The sequence below is a fragment of the Enterococcus sp. 2201sp1_2201st1_C11_2201SCRN_220225 genome (genome assembly GCF_040925905.1).
Taxonomy (GTDB): domain Bacteria; phylum Bacillota; class Bacilli; order Lactobacillales; family Enterococcaceae; genus Enterococcus_C; species Enterococcus_C asini_A.
In genome coordinates, this window is sequence record NZ_JBCOJC010000032.1 from 1 (window position 1) to 18,426 (window position 18,426).

18 protein-coding genes are annotated in these 18,426 nt (G+C 39.1%); 15 read left to right on the forward strand and 3 right to left on the reverse strand.

The annotated features are described in order from the left end of the window. Together AB5754_RS09240 and AB5754_RS09245 are read right to left on the reverse strand one after the other, a co-directional pair. On the reverse strand, positions 1 to 340 hold a 340-nt coding region (locus tag AB5754_RS09240), incomplete at its 3' end, for a YxeA family protein (RefSeq protein WP_368259558.1). Positions 341 to 465: 125 nt separating this feature from the next. After that, a complete protein-coding gene (locus AB5754_RS09245; RefSeq protein ID WP_368251141.1) occupies positions 466 to 810 on the reverse strand; it encodes a hypothetical protein in 345 nt (114 codons plus the stop codon). A 247-nt stretch (positions 811 to 1,057) separates the two neighbouring features. Here AB5754_RS09245 and pepA point away from each other — a divergent pair, with 247 nt between their 5' ends. The 7 genes from pepA to AB5754_RS09280 all read left to right on the forward strand — a co-directional run bounded on the left by pepA (position 1,058) and on the right by AB5754_RS09280 (position 6,764). Further along, positions 1,058 to 2,134 carry a glutamyl aminopeptidase gene (pepA, locus tag AB5754_RS09250; protein ID WP_311832599.1) on the forward strand — a complete coding sequence of 359 codons (1,077 nt, stop codon included), beginning with the start codon at positions 1,058 to 1,060 and terminating at the stop codon, positions 2,132 to 2,134. A gap of 208 nt (positions 2,135 to 2,342) precedes the next feature. Continuing rightward, positions 2,343 to 2,837 carry an Lrp/AsnC family transcriptional regulator gene (locus AB5754_RS09255; RefSeq protein ID WP_368251140.1) on the forward strand — a complete coding sequence of 165 codons (495 nt, stop codon included), beginning with the start codon at positions 2,343 to 2,345 and terminating at the stop codon, positions 2,835 to 2,837. Positions 2,838 to 2,842: 5 nt separating this feature from the next. Further along, entirely contained in the window at positions 2,843 to 4,009 is a 1,167-nt protein-coding gene (locus tag AB5754_RS09260) for an aminotransferase class I/II-fold pyridoxal phosphate-dependent enzyme (RefSeq protein WP_368251187.1), read from the forward strand. 91 nt (positions 4,010 to 4,100) lie between these two features. Beyond that, positions 4,101 to 4,418, forward strand: coding sequence for a thioredoxin family protein (locus tag AB5754_RS09265; protein ID WP_368251139.1), 318 nt, complete (start codon positions 4,101 to 4,103; stop codon positions 4,416 to 4,418). Positions 4,419 to 4,457: 39 nt separating this feature from the next. Continuing rightward, a complete protein-coding gene (locus AB5754_RS09270) occupies positions 4,458 to 4,910 on the forward strand; it encodes a universal stress protein (protein ID WP_368251138.1) in 453 nt (150 codons plus the stop codon). A 114-nt stretch (positions 4,911 to 5,024) separates the two neighbouring features. After that, the gene (gene ytpR, locus AB5754_RS09275; protein ID WP_368251137.1) at positions 5,025 to 5,636 is read left to right on the forward strand and encodes a YtpR family tRNA-binding protein; all 612 of its coding nucleotides are present in this window, start codon (positions 5,025 to 5,027) and stop codon (positions 5,634 to 5,636) included. 195 nt (positions 5,637 to 5,831) lie between these two features. Then, entirely contained in the window at positions 5,832 to 6,764 is a 933-nt protein-coding gene (locus tag AB5754_RS09280) for an ROK family protein (protein WP_368251136.1), read from the forward strand. A 46-nt stretch (positions 6,765 to 6,810) separates the two neighbouring features. On the opposite strand, the gene AB5754_RS09285 is transcribed toward AB5754_RS09280, so the two are convergent. After that, positions 6,811 to 8,067, reverse strand: coding sequence for a S1C family serine protease (locus tag AB5754_RS09285; protein WP_368251135.1), 1,257 nt, complete (start codon positions 8,065 to 8,067; stop codon positions 6,811 to 6,813). A 363-nt stretch (positions 8,068 to 8,430) separates the two neighbouring features. On the opposite strand from AB5754_RS09285, the gene rlmH reads away from it, so the two are divergent. The 8 genes from rlmH to AB5754_RS09325 all read left to right on the forward strand — a co-directional run bounded on the left by rlmH (position 8,431) and on the right by AB5754_RS09325 (position 18,411). Further along, positions 8,431 to 8,910: a 23S rRNA (pseudouridine(1915)-N(3))-methyltransferase RlmH gene (gene rlmH, locus AB5754_RS09290; protein ID WP_368251134.1), complete on the forward strand. Its 480-nt coding sequence runs from the start codon at positions 8,431 to 8,433 to the stop codon at positions 8,908 to 8,910. Positions 8,911 to 9,170: 260 nt separating this feature from the next. Next, positions 9,171 to 10,916, forward strand: a complete 1,746-nt coding sequence (locus tag AB5754_RS09295; protein ID WP_368251133.1) for a sensor histidine kinase — start codon at positions 9,171 to 9,173, stop codon at positions 10,914 to 10,916. 4 nt (positions 10,917 to 10,920) lie between these two features. Further along, a complete protein-coding gene (locus AB5754_RS09300; protein ID WP_368251132.1) occupies positions 10,921 to 12,408 on the forward strand; it encodes a response regulator in 1,488 nt (495 codons plus the stop codon). 16 nt (positions 12,409 to 12,424) lie between these two features. After that, complete coding sequence (locus AB5754_RS09305) at positions 12,425 to 13,528, forward strand: ABC transporter substrate-binding protein (RefSeq protein ID WP_368259559.1); 1,104 nt, start codon at positions 12,425 to 12,427, stop codon at positions 13,526 to 13,528. Between the two features lie 134 nt (positions 13,529 to 13,662). Further along, positions 13,663 to 15,165, forward strand: a complete 1,503-nt coding sequence (locus AB5754_RS09310) for a sugar ABC transporter ATP-binding protein (protein ID WP_368251130.1) — start codon at positions 13,663 to 13,665, stop codon at positions 15,163 to 15,165. A gap of 13 nt (positions 15,166 to 15,178) precedes the next feature. After that, positions 15,179 to 16,150, forward strand: a complete 972-nt coding sequence (locus tag AB5754_RS09315) for an ABC transporter permease (RefSeq protein WP_303218098.1) — start codon at positions 15,179 to 15,181, stop codon at positions 16,148 to 16,150. A gap of 12 nt (positions 16,151 to 16,162) precedes the next feature. Next, the gene (locus AB5754_RS09320) at positions 16,163 to 17,392 is read left to right on the forward strand and encodes a hypothetical protein (protein WP_368251129.1); all 1,230 of its coding nucleotides are present in this window, start codon (positions 16,163 to 16,165) and stop codon (positions 17,390 to 17,392) included. Positions 17,393 to 17,412: 20 nt separating this feature from the next. Next, the gene (locus tag AB5754_RS09325; protein ID WP_368251128.1) at positions 17,413 to 18,411 is read left to right on the forward strand and encodes an ABC transporter permease; all 999 of its coding nucleotides are present in this window, start codon (positions 17,413 to 17,415) and stop codon (positions 18,409 to 18,411) included. Positions 18,412 to 18,426 lie beyond the last annotated feature (15 nt).

Genomic DNA, 18,426 nt, shown 5'->3' on the forward strand with positions numbered 1-18,426 from the left:
TTTTAGGCACTGAGTCCCTGTTGACTTCTTCATAGGTTTCAACATGCAGGCCTTTTGTGGTGAGTTTTAAGTAGTGATCCAGTTTTAACTGGGACATGCCAGTGAATTGGATTTTTCTGGTTTTCCCTTTTTCGTCTGCAGCGGTTTGTTTATAAAAGGCTGTTCCATAACTATTAACGGATTCTGGATGGGTCGTTTTTACATACATGTCGGTGGTAGGAACGAGGGGATTCATTTGATCTATGATTTGTGCGATTTCGTCAGGGGCGTAATTTGAAAACAAAGTAAGGCCTCCTAAAAATAAAAGAATTCCTGCAGCTAATTTGAGTATCGTCTTCATATCTTGTCTCCTTTGTCTTTGATAACTTGAGCTTAACAAAGAAAAAAGCACAACTTATCCGCCTTGAGACCGAAAAAAACCTAACAAGCTTGTCCGTTAAGTGACGAGCTTGTTAGGTAGTTGAGTTAGTCTTCAATTAGTCGCTGAATTTCCAGAACAGTGCCGGTTTTGGCATCGGCTAAAAACTCGTAGGAAACAATTTTGCCATCTTCTAAGCGAGTGATGCCCCCGGTGTAGCCTTCTGAATGAACTGCAAATTTTCGTAAAGGCTGTTTTTCAAAATTAATCCAAGAACCCTCAATGGGTCCTTCTTTCAAGAAAGCTTCTTTGACGAGACTCAATACGGCATCAGGATTGAGTCTTTGTCGCTTTTTGACCCATAAGGTGGACATGACACCACCGATGAGGCCAACGCTGACACCTAAAGCCAGACCGCCTTTAAAAATACTCAGTTGATTGTCATTTTCCATTGGTAATTTCCCCCTTATCAGGTAACTTTCCGAACTATTAGTCTAATTTTACCATAACTTGTAAAAAGCTGATAAGAAAAATACTCAAAGAAAGCCATTTGCGCTATAATAAACAACAGAATTATAGGATAAGGACCTTAAATAGAAAGGCCTATCTGCAACTTTTAAAAAAAGTACACCGCTGTCTAGTTTAGATAGCACATTTACGCAGTATAAAGGAGGGACACCTGAATTCAGGTGACAAAAAATGGAAGAAAAAACATTTGCACGAATTAAAGAACTGACAGAAATGCAAGCAACATCTGGTTTTGAAGGACCAATTCGCGAGTACTTGCGCACCGCTATGACGCCCTTGGTAGACGAAATCCAACAAGATGGCCTAGGGGGAATTTTTGGGATTCGCCATCATGAAGATGCCGATGCGCCAAAAGTGATGGTTGCCGCCCATATGGATGAAGTAGGCTTTATGCTAACTGAAATTACACCTCGAGGCTTATTTAAAGTGGTTCCTCTAGGGGGCTGGAATCCTTACGTGGTTTCTGCTCAACGCTTTACCTTAATCACCGCCAGTGGCAAGCACTATCCTTGTATCTCTTCTTCAGTGCCACCACATCTTTTACGAGGCACGAATGGTCAAGGCAATGTGACCGTGGATAGCATTTTATTTGATGCTGGCTTTGAGTCTAAAGAAGAAGCGGAAAGTTACGGTGTACGACCAGGGGATACGTTGGTTCCTAGCGTTGAAACTGTGAAAACAGCTAATGGTAAAAATATCATCTCTAAATCTTGGGATAATCGTTATGGTTGTACTGTGATGTTGGAAGCTTTGGAAGCGTTGAAAGATGAAAAATTAGGTCATACGTTAATTGCGGGAGCGAACGTTCAAGAAGAAGTGGGCTTGCGGGGCTCAAAAGTTTCCACTACTAAATTTGCACCAGATTTGTTCTTTGCAGTAGATTGTTCGGCAGCGGATGATTTAACTACTACTACCGGGACTTTCGGCCATTTGGGAGAAGGTACTTTGATGCGGATTTATGATCCTGGTTTGATCATGTTGCCACGCTTGCGGGAATACTTATTGGATACTGCGGAAACCAACAATATTCCTTATCAATACTTTGTTTCTAAAGGCGGTACCGATGCTGGGGCGGCTCATACTTCTGTGGAAGGAATTCCAAGTACAGTCATTGGCGTGTGTGGTCGTTATATCCATACTCACCAAACGATGTTTAGCATTGCTGACTTTGATGCTGCTCGGGAAATGTTGATCCAAACCTTAAAAGGCTTAGATAAATCTACGGTAGAAACCATCGTTAAAGGTTAACAAATAGACAGTTGGCCAAAAGCCAGCTGTCTTCTTTGTTTTGGTGGGAAAATAATGAAATTTGGCGCTATGTAGCTGGATCAATGCTATTCTAGGTTCTATCATTTTTACCAGAGTAAGAGCAGCAAGTACCACCCAGAAAAGATTATTAAGGGCAAAGGATTATTTGATGATTCTGTAAAATTTTTAACTAAAGGGGGAGCAGTTTATGGAAGAAAAGAAACGGAAGAAATTGTTGCATTTGATTGAGAAAAATTGTCGCTTAACCAGTGAAGAATTGTCAATTTTATTAGATGAACCGCAAAATGTCATTGAAGAAACACTCACTTTTTTTGAACAAGAACGAATTATCTGTGGCTATCGAGGGTTGATTAATTGGGAAGAAGTTGAAGATGATTGGATTGAGGCAATTGTAGAGATTCGTGTTACTGCACAAGGCACAGAAGGCTATCAAGCGGTAGCCGAGCAAATCAAACGCTTTCCTCAAGTGGAGACGGTTTATTTTCTCAGCGGGCCCTATGATTTTCTCGTGATGTTGCAAGGAAAAAATATTAAGGAAATTTCCAATTTTATCTCCAATCACTTGGCACCCATTGAGGCGGTGCAAAGTACGCGGACTCACTTTACTTTGAAGAAGTACAAGGACTGGGGCATTGAATTAGATAGTCGGGAGCGGGATGAACGGATTAAGGTGAGCCCATGACAACTATGGAAAAATTTTTAGCTCGTTCAATTGTTGATTTGAAACCTTCAGGAATTCGTAAATTCTTTGATATTGTGTCAGAAAATCCCGATGCCATTTCGCTAGGTGTAGGAGAGCCAGATTTTGATACCCCTTGGAATATGACCACTGAAGGGATCCGTTCTTTGCGAGAAGGCCGTACATTTTACACAGCGAATGCAGGTCTTTTGGAATTGCGTCAAGAAATCAGTCGCTATTTAACCAAACGGGTGGGCAATCGTTATAATCCCCAAAGTGAAATCATTGTGACTGTTGGTGGCAGCGAGGCGATTGACTTGGCTTTTCGCGCTTTGTTAAATCCGGGAGATGAAGTGATCATTCCTCAACCAGCGTTTGTAAGTTATGAGCCTTGTACCGTTATGGCTGGTGGTGTACCAGTGACGATTGATCTACAAGAGGAGAATGGTTTTGTCTTAACTCCAGCACAATTGGAAGCAGCCATTACGCCTAAGTCAAAAATTTTACTCTTGTCTTATCCTAATAATCCCACCGGTGCCACCCTTTCCCCAAAAGAAGCGGCAGCCATTGCCCAAGTTGTGGTAAAACATGATTTAGTGGTGATTTCTGATGAGATTTATACAGAATTAATCTATGAAGGAGAGCATGTGAGCATTGCAAGTTTTCCAAACATGGCGGAGCGGACCATTTTAATTAATGGCTTTTCTAAAACCTTCGCTATGACCGGTTGGCGGATTGGCTATTTGGCAGCACCTGCTATTTTTACAGAACAGATGTTAAAATTGCATCAATACATCATTATGACCGCACCAACTGTCAGTCAATATGCAGCACTAGAAGGCTTAAAAGGAGACTGGCAGGGACTGGTGGAACCTATGCGGGAGTCCTATGAACAGAGAAGAAACTATCTCCATCACGCATTGACTCAGATGGGCATTCCTTGTTATAAGGCCAAAGGAGCATTTTATCTTTTCCCTAATATTTCTCAGTTTGGTTTAAGCTCAGAAGAATTTGCTTTAAATTTATTGGAAGAAGAAGCGCTAGCCTGTGTGCCCGGATCTGCTTTTGGTGAAGCCGGAGAAGGATATTTACGCTTGTCTTATGCCTATTCTTTAGAAGAATTAAAAGAAGCGATGACTCGGCTAGAGCGTTTTATTAAGAAACGAACCCTATGATTTTTATTTCTAGTTATAACCCAAGTCCTGATTTTTGGCAGTAGCTAGAAAAAGTGTATAATAAAGATATTAAAGAGAAAGTAGGCTTTATATGATTATTCCTGAAACGTTAGAAGAATTGGCTGGCTATGTGAATAGTGGCCGCAATGTGTTTTTCTTTACTGCTACCTGGTGTGGTGACTGTCATTTTATCAAACCGTTTATGCCGGAAATTGCAGCAGATTTCCCTGAATTTCAATTTATTGAAGTGGATCGGGACAAATTTATTGATGTGGCAGCGGAATGGAGCATCTTTGGCATTCCTAGTTTTGTCGTGGTAGACAATGGTCAAGAAATCGGCCGACTAGTCAACAAAGACCGCAAGACAAAAGAAGAAATTGAAGCCTTCTTAAAAAGCTTGCCAAAATAATTTGGCTGGCGGGAGTACAAATCGAGAGGAGTGATTTTGTTGGAACAAGAGTATAAGAGAATCTTAGTAGGAATTGATGGGTCAGAGCAAGCCCAGCTGGCCTTTGAAAAAGCGGTGGAAGTCGCGCGGCGGAATAATGGGACAGTTTATGTGGCCAATGTGGTAGATCAGCAGATTACTACCATGATGGGGTATAGTTCCTTGAATCAAAATATCGTCGATCAAGAAACCGCTAGTGCCAAAGAAATGATTGAAGCCTGTAAAAAATATGGTATCGATCATGATTTTCCCAAGATTGAAGGCATCATCGCCTATGGCTCAGCTAAAGAAGCGATGGCTCAAAAACTACCCTCCAAATATCAAATCGATTTAATCATGGTGGGACAATCGGGATTAAATGCAGTAGAACGCTTTATGACCGGCAGTGTTGCTAGCTACGTCATCCGTCAAGCATTGTGTGATGTGTTAGTCGTAAGTTTTGATAAGAAATGAATTGCGTAAGCCGAGGACAATGCCTCGGCTTTTTTTAATGAAGTTTTTTTGTGCTCCTGTAAGTTTTCTGTTATGATACAAGTTGTGAAATTTTATCATCAAGGAGGGTTTCTTGTGATTTATTCCTATAATCCCAAGCATGTTGGGGATACGTTGTTGGTGATTAGCGCCGACGATCGAAATCTGCCCCTAACCTATGAACGAAAATACAATATTACGCAAATCAAAAATAGTGAAGGCACCATTGTAGGTTGGAACTTCTTTAACCTTTCTGAGGCATTGACCTTAGAAGAAACTGGCCAAGTTTACCCCACTAAAGAGCAAATCGCGATTTTAAACCAGCAGTTGCACTTATCTGGTTTTACTGAAGAACTACCAGAAGAAGAAGCGCCTAAGTTTGTAGTGGGCTATGTGAAAAGCTGCGTGCCTCATCCTGACAGTGACCATTTGTCTGTTACTGAAACAGAAGTGGACAATGGGGAAGTTTTACAAATTGTCTGTGGCGCGGCCAATATTCGCCAAGGCTTAAAAGTCGTGGTAGCCAAACCCGGAGCGATGATGCCAGATGGTCTTTTGATCTGGCCCGGTGTTTTACGAGGAGTAGAAAGCTACGGCATGATTTGCTCTCCGGCTGAACTCCACGTACCGAATGAAACTGGTAAAAAAGGCATTTTAGAATTGCCAGAAGAGGCAGTTGTAGGCACACCGTTTGCTCCCGGAAAATAATTAATGAGCCGCAACCCTAGATGAGGTTTGCGGCTTTTTTTATAACGTCACTGTACCTTTCAAATGACCTTTTTATCCTGTTTACAATCGTTCCCAGCTGTCGTTTCTATAAAAGCTAGCATCCTTGTAATCGTTATCATATAATGACTGTAAATCGTATTTAGTAAAGTGATAAGACAGAAGGGAAGTTGCGAGATGTTTGTAGGTTTTGATATTGGAGGAACAACGATCAAATATGGATTGTTGGATGAAAAGGGGCAAATTTTAGCGAAGAGCTCCATTGAGACTAGCTATGATGTGGAACAATTAATAACGGAAATGGCAGAAATTGTCGCCAATTATCAAATTGACTATCCAGAGATTAAAGGCATTGGCATCAGTGCTCCCGGTATTATTCAAAAAGATGGTTTCATGTTAACCGCAGGAGCCATTAAACCACTGTACGGCAAAAATCTTAAGCAGTCTTTGGAAGAACGGTGCCACTTGCCAGTAGCGATTGAAAATGACGCAAATGCGGCGGCTATCGCAGAAAAGTGGCTGGGCAATGCTCGAGGAATCGATAATTATTTATGCTTAGTTTTGGGGACTGGGATTGGTGGCGGTATTGTGATGAATGGCGAAGTGTTCCGAGGTGCCCATGGTATGGCAGGAGAATTTGGCTGGATGATGATCGATCAATTACCTGACACCGGTGACATTGAAGAAGTCTCTAGCAATAAAAAAGCCGCAGTGGTAGGTGGTTTGTGTTACCAGTACGACCTAGCCCGTAAAGCTCAAGAAGGGAGCGAGTTGCCGATTACGGATGCTAGAGAATTATTTGCCCGAGAGGCAGCAGGAGAGCAGTTGGCCCATGAGATTATCGAGCGCTTTTTTGTAGATTTATCCGTTACGTTACTGAATTTAATCAGTTGTTTTGATCCAGAAGTTATTTTAGTAGGAGGGGGCATTAGTGCAAATCCTGCCTTCAATCAACGTCTGCAAGGAACATTAGCCAATGTAAAAGCCCGTCATAGCTCCATTCATTATTTAGATGGTCAAACCATTGCGCCAATCCGTACAGCCAAGTTGCAAAACGATGCGGGGATGATTGGTGCCGTATATGAGATTTACCAGCAGCTTATTAAATAAAAAAATCCAGCTAGGCATTTTCCCTAGCTGGATTTTTCGTTGGCTATTATTGCTTATTTTGTTGCAATGCGGAACTATCAATGGTTAATTCAACCTTAGCGGTGCTTTCTTTGTCGCCACGATAGTAAGTTACTGTAATCGTGTCCCCAACGTTTTTATCGTAAAGAACCGATTGCAAATCTGTAGCGCTAGTGACTTCTTTGTCGTCGACCTTGGTGATGACATCATATTGTTTCAAACCAGCTTTTTCAGCAGGAGTAGCATTCATCACGTTGGTAATTACCACACCAGCTTTCACAGAACTTGGTACCCCAAGAATTTGTTCTTGTTGTTGGGAAGTTACTGAAGAAAGATCTACCATGTTAATCCCTAATGCTGGACGAGTGACTTTGCCGTCTTTTTGTAGTTGGTCGATGATTTTCACCACATCATTACTTGGAATGGCAAAGCCCATCCCTTCCACGCTAATATCGGAACTTTCAGTTGAAGTGGAAGCAATCTTACTAGAGTTAATCCCCACGATTTGGCCGGCGATATTAATCAATGGCCCACCTGAGTTCCCCGGATTAATCGCGGCATCCGTTTGAATGGCACTAATATTAACCCCAGTACTACTGTCAGAAATTGGTCGGTCCACAGAGGAAATAATCCCAGAGGTAACCGAGTTAGCGTATTGAGAACCTAATGGCGACCCAATGGCAATGGCTGGTTCGCCGACTTTCAAAGCAGAAGAATCGCCAAAGGTTGCTACTTCATCCACATTTTCTGAGGAAATCTTGATAACGGCTAGGTCCGTTACCGCATCAGTTCCCATTAATTCCCCTTTAATTTTCGTTCCATCTGACATCACAACTTCTAAGCCATCGGAATCTTCTACAACGTGATTATTGGTTACCACATAAGCGGAATCTCCATCTTTATTGTAAATCACGCCACTACCTTCGCTGGCTTCTACTAAATTGCTGTCATCGGTATTTTCGTTGGTGCTTTCTTCTGACTGTTGCCCAAACATTTCGCCCCAAGGATTATTGGTCGTTTGTTGTTGTGCTTGCAAATTAATTACGGAAACTACCGCCCCTTGGACTTTTTCCACAGCCGAGGTGATATCGCTGTCCACGTCCACTTTTATATTGGAGACTTGGGCGGGTTCGTTGGTGGAAGTGCTGTTGCTACTATTATTAGTGCTAGGGGCCAGACTAGAGCCATTGGCTAAATAAAAGCCACCGACAATTAATAGTCCGCCTACAGCACCGCCTAGTAAACCCGTAAGAAAGCGGCTAGCTGTACCATTTTTCTTTTTCATAATGTTTTCCTCCTGACAATTTACATAAATCGAATAATTGCTTAGTTATAGTATAGTATCAATTCCTGTATTTAGTCTATCTGGAGACTTTGAAAAAAATATGAACGAAATGGGCTAAATAAATGTTAAATCATGAAAAAATTCCGTAAACCTATCCTTTTTCACAAAATGATGGGGAAAACTATCCACAGAATTATCAACAACCTGTGGATAGTGTGGGTAATTCTGTGGAGAACAGACGTTTGTAGAAAAAAAGGCTTAGAATCAGAATTTTTGCTTCAAAATAAAAATAAGAAAATAAAAGAGATGGGGATAAAAACTGTGGTAAACTCAAAGAAAGTTATCAACAAGTGAGGATAAGTTATGAATATCAAAATTATTACAGTAGGAAAGTTGAAAGAAAAATATTTAGTCCAAGGTATTAATGAATATGTTAAGCGTTTGGGTGCTTATTGCAAGCTTCAAATGGTGGAAGTTCCCGACGAAAAAGCTCCCGAAAATCTTAGTGAAGCCCAAATGCTACAAGTCAAAGAAAAAGAAGGAGAGCGCATCCTAGCTAAAATCAAAGAGGGAGAATACGTCTTTGCCTTGGCCATCGAAGGAAAAAATCCTAGTAGTGAAGCCTTTGCCAAACAAATCGATCAACTTCAAATTCAAGGCAAAAGTCAATTTGTTTTTGTGATTGGAGGCTCACTAGGCTTAAGTTCAGAAGTCATAAAGCGTAGCAATGCGCAAATTTCCTTTGGCAAGATGACCTACCCTCATCAACTGATGCGCTTGATTTTAGTAGAACAGATTTATCGGGCCATGCGGATTAATCACGGAGAACCGTATCATAAATGATGCGGTTTTTTTTGATGGAGATTTTGGGGATAGAGTTGATTTGATGGGGGGATTGAGAATGCAGTGGAAGGTGATACGGGTGGTGGAGTTAATCTCAATAGGAGATTTTTATCTATTCAAGGCACTTAGTTAAGATTAATTAGTAGCGTTTTTGCATTAAAAACCATTTATAAAAGAAAAAATCTTTTCTTCTCAATAGTTTGATATAATGGACAAAACGTAAGCGCTTTGTTATTGCATCAATATTAGGTGGTGGATATGTGTCTTTAAAACGAAAGTTGAGTACGGTATATTTTGTGATAACAGTCTTATTCTTCTTAATATTTTCTGGTTATTTAGTTTTTATTAACAGTAATAAACTAAAAGAGGAATCTTATGAGAAACTAACTAGCTACACAGAGTCAATCAAGCAGCAATATCAGTTGCAGTTGGCTAGCTATGATCAAGCTGTAACCAATTTGTTATCGGATAAGGAGTTTTTATTAGACTTACGTACCTTGAGTTACTTGGATACAAAAGAAGAAAATGTTTTGGCTTTAGAGCGGAGCTATCTTCGGATTACTGAAAAAATCAGTAATTATTCAAACTTAGCCGACTTCTATCGAGTTAATGTGATTACATCAAAAAACGATTTTTTGACGAATGATATCAAGCTTTCCAGTCAGAGAGAAACTGCTATTGAAAAGGTAGAAGCACTTTTACAAACTGCTGATTACAATAATGGTGTTTTTTTGGTCCCCAATTTTCAAGATGTTTGGGGGAATTCCGGGCAATACTTATTTGCTTATATGCGAAAAGTAATATATCCAAATGGAGAATACGTTTATCTACAAGTGGAAGATTACCAGGAAAAACTTTCCGAACTATTGTCATTAAATTCAGACAGTCAGATGTCTTTTTATATCTTGGATCAGAAACATAAACTAGTGGCTTATTCAGAGGACGGCAACTTAGGTCAGCTACAATATTATTTGCAGTCGCCTCGTGACAAAAGCTTTGAAGGATCTCTAGCTCATCAAGTATTCCTGGAAAACGGACAGCAAATTGTGGCTTTTCAGGATTTATCGGCTGTTAATTCTACTATTTTAAGCACTTCTTTTTACTTAATTTTATTAAGTGTACTTTTGCTAACTTTACTATTTTTGATTTTCCGAAATCGTGTAAGCAAGCTTTTAAATCCTTTAGAGGATTTAAAAGCAGAAATGGAGAACTTGAACATTACTACCTTGCCCCATAACAGTGAAATTACCTCAGATGAAGATGAAATCACGGCTTTGTCGGATTCATACAATCAGTTGAAAAATCGACTAAACTTAGCTATTGAAAATGAATTAATTGCTCAGAGAAAACAATTTGAAGCTAATATGGAAGTACTGCAAGCTCAAGTAAATCCGCATTTTATATATAATATTATGAACATTGTGGCTTACAAAGGGTTGGAATACGAGGACCAAGATACTGTAGAGATTGCTCAAGGAATTACAGAAATGTTACGTTATACTACTTCAAATATTGAAAAAAATTCGACATTTGAATCTGAATTTGCTCATGTGGAGAATTATCTCCTGCTCATGAAGAAACGTTATCAAGAGTATTTGACCTACGTAATTCAGTTACCAACTTGTTTTAATGAAGTACTAATACCCAAATTAGTTTTACAGATTTTTGTCGAAAATAGTATAAAGTATGGTTTTGAGAGTGGTCAAGAAAAAGTGAATTTATCGATTACAGTAAAGTCTGCTTCAGACGCAGACTGGAGAATAGAAATTAGTGATAACGGACCCGGGATTAATTCAGAGAAACAACATTATCTAGAGAAGAAAATTCAAGAAATTGATAAAGCCTTGAAACAAGGTGATTCATTAGAACGACTGGAATTTGAAATTGGCGGATTGGGAATCGTTAATACTTATGCCCGATTACGATTATTTTATGGTCCTAGTTTTCATTTGACGATTGAAACAAAAGAGATTGGAACCAAAATTGTTCTTTGGAAAGGGAGCTAGACTAGTGGAACCATTGAAACTTTTATTGATTGAAGATGAACCGGCTGCGTTACAAATACTCAAAAATATTGTGGCTAAACTTCCTTTGTCTTTAGAGGTATTAGGCTGTGGTCGCAATGGTATAGAAGCGCAAAATTTGCTGGAAACCTATCCACAAACTGATGTAGTAATCACGGATATTAAGATGCCTTTGATGGATGGTTTAGAATTGGCAGCTTTTATTCATCAAAAGAGACTTTCTGTAGACGTGATTATTCTCAGTGGGTTTCAAGAATTTACCTTTGCCCAAAAGGCATTAGCCTACGGGGTCAAAGAGTATTTACTAAAGCCTTTATCACCAGCGAAATTAACTGAAACATTGGAAACTATTTCAAAACGTCGGCAAATTAGTGGCCGGGCTCAGGAGAGAGAATTACTACAAAACTATCTAAATGGTAATCAAGCTTCAAGCAATGCCAACGACCAAAAACAGTACAAAGTGTTATTGATTCATTTAGGCTCTTATAATGGTTTGGTTGTAGAATTTCGGGAATTGGTTATAGAACAGATGAGGTGGTTAAAAAAAGGTATCTTACTTCAAGGGCAAAAGAAATATGAATATTTTTGGTTGTTGGAAAATGATTCTTTAGCTCAGGCTGTAACTCATTTGGAAAACGTTTTAGCTCAATTTTCCTACTTCGTAATATATCATAATGAATTTTGTAAGCCAAAAGAGCTAAATGGGTTAGCTACCAAATTAAGTCGTTGGTGTGAATTGAACCATACCCTTGATGGACAATGGATACGGAGTTTTTCTGATTTAAACAAAGAAAAGATTCTCACCAAAGATCCGCTTGATTGGCAAAAAATTGAGGTGAAATTGGAAGCATGGTTTCTTCAAGGAAACTGGAGACAACTAAAAAAATACATTATTGAAAATCTTGTGAGTAAAAAGGCTTTGCATCAGTTAACTACTTTACAAATTTTGGATCGTGGTAATAGACTGTTGTCTTTTTTTAATGGTCATTTATCTGAAAATCAGCGTATCAGTACTGCGGCTTTTAGTGATGTTATTTTAGGAGCAGTGAAACTATCCGATGTGGTCATTTTATTCCAACAACTGCATGCTCACTTTTTTCAAGTGATGAACCAATACCCGGAAAAAATTAATTCCGAGGCTTTTTATCAGTTGGTCGAAGGCTTTGTTAAGGAGCATTTTGCAGCCAAAGAACTAAGTCTTAACTTGTTGAGTCAACATTTTGGTATTTCAACTACTTCGGTTAATGATTTGTTTAAAACCTATCAGAAAAAAACCTTTAAAGAGGTCTTAGTAAACTATCGTATGGAGCATGCTTTGGTAGAAATTCGAAAACATCCCACTAAGAGCTTAAAACAAATTGCAGAGGAGGTGGGCTATCAAGATGCTTTATATTTCAGTAAGGTATTTAAGAAAAACTATGGTAGCAGTCCATCTGCTATTCAAAAAGAAAGCTTGGCAGAGAACAATCCTTAGTTTCTTTCTGGTATTCATGTTAGCTGGCTGCCAGCAAGAAACAACTCAAGTTCCTTCAAGTCAATCCACCAACGAGAAGCTAGTAATCTCCGTCGATGCAGGATTAGTTACAAAGGATTTTCGAGATTTTGTAGACAAATTTGCAAAAGAAAAGGATATCGAAATGCAGATTAAGGAACGTCCTTCAGGGAGTGCTGGAGAAAATGAAGTAGTCACAGAATTGGTCACTTTTAATGGACCTGATATCTTACTGTTTAGTTCTGGCGGGCTTTTTAAAAGTTTGGATCCCCAAGAATACTTTTATGATTTAACTAATGAAAGCTATACTAAGGAATATAGTGATAGCTATCGTCAGTCTGTCAGTGTGGGAAAACAAGTGTATGGCGTTCCCTTAAGTAGCGGCGATGCGATTGGCTTTTTGTACAATAAAGAGCTGTACCAGAAGTACGATCTTGATGTACCAAAAAACTTGAGAGATTTTAATAATAATTTAGCAACCTTGTATGAACATGGAATTACGCCGTTACTAGCGCCGTTTAAGGATCAGTGGTTGACGCAGTATTATTGGTATGTGGCCGAAAATACGAGTCCACCAAATTATGGAGAGATATTGGATCAAGTCAGTTTTTGGAAAGAAAAAGACTATTTTACTGAAGAGCGTTTGACCTTAAGTTTATCTGGTGGGTTGGAGTCCTTTTCGAAAGGAGAGAGTGCTCATTTTCTTTGTCAGTCTGGATTTATCCAATATTTAACGGATAGCAATCAAATGTCAGAGGATTCCGTAGGCTTCTTTAATTTCCCAAATGGTCGAGGATCAGTGTATATGTTACCTTCTTCTTTGTATATTAATAAAGAAACAGAGCAACTGGACTTGAGTCGAGCATTTCTAGCGGCTTACTTTGAAGAAAAAGTTCTTCAGCAACAAACTAGTGAAGAACATCCTAGTGTTTTAAAGAATGCGAAGGTACAAGCTGAACCAATCATTTCGGAGCAAAAAGCTGCGTATAAGGTAGATATTTTGCCGGAGTTGTTATTGGACTTCTTTACCAACACAATTAGTAAAGAGGAAGTGTTGAAGCAATACAATGAACGAGATAAAGAATTATACTTGCTATATTAGACAACTAATTGGAAGGCCTTTCTCTTATGGAAGGCCTTTTTTTGTATTAGATTTTTTCCATATTGCTTTTTGAATTATTCCATGTAAACGCATACTTATTTCTTATATCCTTAATGGCGAAAGAGGTGATAGGTGTGAAGCAAGAGGTGTTGCTTGAAGCAATGAATGTCACTAAAACATATGGTGAAGTTACAGCGTTACGAGATGTTTCAGTACAAATTACAGGAGGTAGCACGATAGGGCTGATTGGTGAAAATGGATCGGGAAAAAGTACTATGTCCTCGATTTTTTCCGGAATTATTTCACCAACGAAAGGAAACTTAAAATACTGTGGTATAGACTACCAGCCGGCAAATATGATAGATGCCTTAGATCAGGGGATTGGGATGATTGTTCAAGAAGAAGGTACAATTTCTGGTATAACGGTGGCGGAAAATATCTTTTTAGGAAATATGAAATCCTTTCAAGCTAGGGCATTAGTATCAAATAAAAAAATGACACAAGCGGCACAACAGATTTTAGATGAATATGATTTAGGAGAGTTAAAAGCTTCAGAGGTAGTGGATAAATATAGTCAAGAAGAACGGAAACTGTTGGAAGTTGTCAAGGTTTTGATGAAGGAACCTAGAGTGTTGATTGTAGATGAAACTACCACAGCTTTGTCCCAGAAAGGTCGGGAATTTATCTATCAACAAATGGATGAACAAAAGGCCAAAGGTGGTGCCAGTATTTTTGTATCCCATGATTTAGAAGAACTCATGGAACACTGCGATCAACTAATCGTTTTACGAGATGGAGATTTAATTACTGTAGTGGATCGGGCTGATTTCGATGAAACAGCTATTAAAAACTTAATGGTTGGCCGAGAGTTGACCGGTTCTTATTATCGAGAGGACAGTATACCAAGCTGGGAAGAGACTATTTTGCTTGAAGCCAAGAATATATCCGGTTTAGAAAAAGTACATCAAGTCAATCTTCAGCTTCACAAGGGCGAAATATTGGGCATTGGTGGTTTGTCTCACTGCGGTATGCATGAATTAGGCAAAATGCTTTTTGGATTCTTACCGAGTAGTGGCACAGTAACTGCTGGGGGAGGAAAAACTACAGTCACCTCCACGAAGAGTGCTATGAAAGCCAAAATCGGTTATGTGTCAAAAAATCGAGATCATGAAGCTCTGGCACTTAATTCTTCGGTGAAAGATAATATCGCTATTGGGGGCACGGATTTATTGGCAGGGGCATTAGGCTATATCAGTACAAAAAAAGAAAACAACTATGTAGATACTCAAATTGAAGAGTTGCGGATTAAGACGCCTAGTCATGATCAGGAAGTGCAATATCTGTCAGGGGGGAATAAGCAAAAAGTCGTTTTTGGAAAATGGTTGGCTCGTGATTGTGATGTTTTGATTTTAGATTGTCCGACTAGAGGAATCGATATCGGGGTTAAGGCAGCTATGTATCAACTAATGGAAGCGATGAAGCAAGAAGGCAAAGGTATTATCTTAATTTCTGAAGAGCTACCGGAATTATTGGGAATGAGTGATCGCATCCTGATTATGAAAAATGGTGGCGTACAAAAAGAATTCATTCGCTCGTCAGAATTAAAAGATACGGAAGTCATTCAATACATGATTTAAGGAGGAGGAGGACATGGAAAGTCAGTTGGTCAAAAAAATGCCAACCAAAAAAAAATTCAATAAAAAAATAATTTTTGATAGTGCACCAATCATCGGTCTCTTGGGACTTGTAGCTCTATATGTCTGGATTTCTGGGGGGAATATCTCTCTTTACAATGTGGAAATTATCATCAATCAATCTGTGATTTTAACCGTAGTGGCGATTGGAGCGGTTTTCATCTTCTCTCTAGGTTCCTTTGATATTTCTCTCGGCGCATCTTTGGCAGTAAGTAGTATGGTTGGCGTTTTGTCATATAACAAAACAGAGTCTTTTCTAATTATGATGCTCGCCTGTGTAGCCTGTGGCACAATCGTCGGGGGGATCAATTCATTACTGTCCGCAGTGTTTAATTTACCAGCCTTTGTTTCTACTATTGCCATGTTGAGTATCTTAACCTCACTGGTCGATCTGATTTTAGATGGCAATACGAATTTGAAGCTCAACGGACAAACCGGAGAATTGGATAATCTAGTTATAAAAGTAATTATTTTGATTGTGTTTTTCTCTGTCGCATACTATCTGTTTAATAAAACAGCGGTGGGCCGGAAGAATAAATTTTTCGGTAGTAATTCCTTGGCGGCCAGTCAAACGGGGATCTCTATTGTGAAACAAACATTGTACTCTTTCTGTTTTGCTGGAATCGGAGTGGGCTTGGCAGCTTTTCTAACAATCTTACGGGCACCCACTTTAAGTAAAGCAACAGGGGGATCCATTGGGATGGATGTCTTGATTGCTATTGTATTTGGTGGCATGTCCGTATCTGGTGGTGCTAGAAGTAAAGTAGGCGCAGCACTAGTGGGGGCTTTATCTATCACAGTCTTAAACCAAGTATTACTAGTATTAGGAGCATCATTTGGCATGACACAATTGGTAAAAGGCTTGATGTTTTTGGCTGTGGTATTTGTAGCAACATTGAATTACCGTACAAAACTATTACCTAGATAAGGAGGAAGCATCATGAAAAAAGTATGGAAAAAGGGTATTTATGTTTTAACTGCATTATTACTATTGTTGGTACCCGTATTAGGGGCATGCGGTAATGGAGGTGGAGGATCAGCAAATAGTAGTAAAGGTACTGATAGTGGCGAAAAGACGAATATTGGAGTATTGATTTATGACCCTTCAGACTCACAAGTACTAGCTTTTCAAAAGTATTATAACGACTATATCGCAAAAAAATACAATGTGGAGTTTAAGTTCTCTTCCGCAATCTCTACTGCTGAAGAAGAAAAATCAGCGATTGAAAACTTTGCTTCTCAAAATTGTAAAGCTGTAATTGCTTTAACTCAAGCAGACATGGTAGCGGCAATTAATGAAGCAGCTAAAGCAAAAATGTATTACATCGTCGGTGTTGGAACAATGACCGATGAACAATATGAAGAAACGAAAGATAATGAGTACTTCTTAGGCACGATTGGACCAGACTTAGCTTCTGAAGAAAAAGCTGGTTATGATATGGCGAAACACTATATTGCAGAAGGTGACAAGAACTATGTTCTGTATGCAGGTGGTATGAGTTATGGAGTAGATGCTCACCGCAAACGTTTTGAAGGATTTGTGAAAGCATTCCAAGAAGCAGGTGTGACTTATAAAGAACCAGAAGCAGGAAAATTCATCGGTAGTTTTGAAAGTGATGAATATACTATCCAAATCTTAGAAGGATTTCCGGACGATGCTGGTGCGTTCTACACAGAAGCACAACAGAAGTTAGGTGAACCTGGTGTGGAAACATTATTGTCTGTAGGAATTGGGCTAGAAGTATTCGGAGCAACTATTTCTAATGTTAATCCTGAAATTCGTCTAGCAACTGTTTCTGCCTTTACCGAAGCTTATAAAGATGGATTTGATGCCAATCCTCAACAAGTGGACTACTTGTCTGGAACATTCCCAGCAATGATTGGGCCTACTTTTGCAGCAGTAATGAATGCAGTTAATGGTGATAGTGAAGACTTCCGTGACAATGGCCAAGCATTCCGGATTAGTCAAAACTATTGGAACGCGCAAACAAAAGAAGAATTCGATAAGATGTATGACATTGCCAACGATTTTGAAAATCCAGCAATTAACAAAGATGATTTAAATCAATTAATCAAGAAAAACAACAAGGATGCAGACTTCGAAAGCTTTGTGAAATTTGCAAGCAACGTAGATTTTGAAACTATTCAAGAAAACATCGCGAATCGGTAATAGAAAGTGGGAGAGAAAAGATGAATGAACGATTAAAAAAAATAGTAATAACTTTGGTGATCCCAGCGGGTGTGTTTCTTTTCTTCTCCCTCTTATTGCTGGGAAGGGATACTACATTATTCAGCACCACTAATCATTTTCGTACTTTTATTAATGCCTTTGCTGTAACGACATTTATTGCTTGGGCTTTAAACTTCAATTTATCTACTGGTCGGTTCGATTTCTCACTGGGTTCCATTAGCCTATTGGCATCGATTCTAGGTGCCAAATTCATGTGGTACTTAGAAAACTTGGGATGGGAGATGAACGGCTGGTATATGCTCATTGCCATTGTAATGATTGGTGCAGTTCTAGGGACTATCTCCGGATTGGCCTATATTATTTTGAAGATTCCTCCAATTGTTACTTCATTAGGTATGACATTAATCTATGAAGCACTAGGTTTTATTGCAACCGACGGCGGCGGGGTAGTATTAAATCGGACTTTACATTTGACCAAAATTGCTTCGCCACAAAATCAAATAATTGTTTTAGCAATCGGATTTGTGGCTATTTATCTTATTTCCAATAAGACCTCATTTGGGTTCCATTGGCGATCACTAGTAGCTGGACAAAAGATTGCCGTGGATACTGGTATTAACGAGAAAAGTAATGCGGTAATATCTTATGCACTATCTGGGGCATTTGTTTCCGTGGCAGGATGTTTTACCATGAGTATTCAGGGAAATGCCTCTGCTAGCTTAAACTTTGGTACAATCTCCACGATTTTTGTGGCTTTCTTACCATTATTTATTGGCGGTTTTATCGGACGATATAGTGAAGATAAATTTGGCATTCTATTAGGGTCATTTACTACAGCTTTGATTACTCTAGGCTTTGTAAGGTTGAATATCTCTGCCCAGATGCAATCATTTTGGAACGCAATCATATTGCTAGGATTTTTGATTTATTTAAACAATGAATATAAAATCTTGTCATTTTTTACCAAAAAGAAACGAGTAAACAGGCAGCCTGAGTAGCTGCCTGTTTTATTA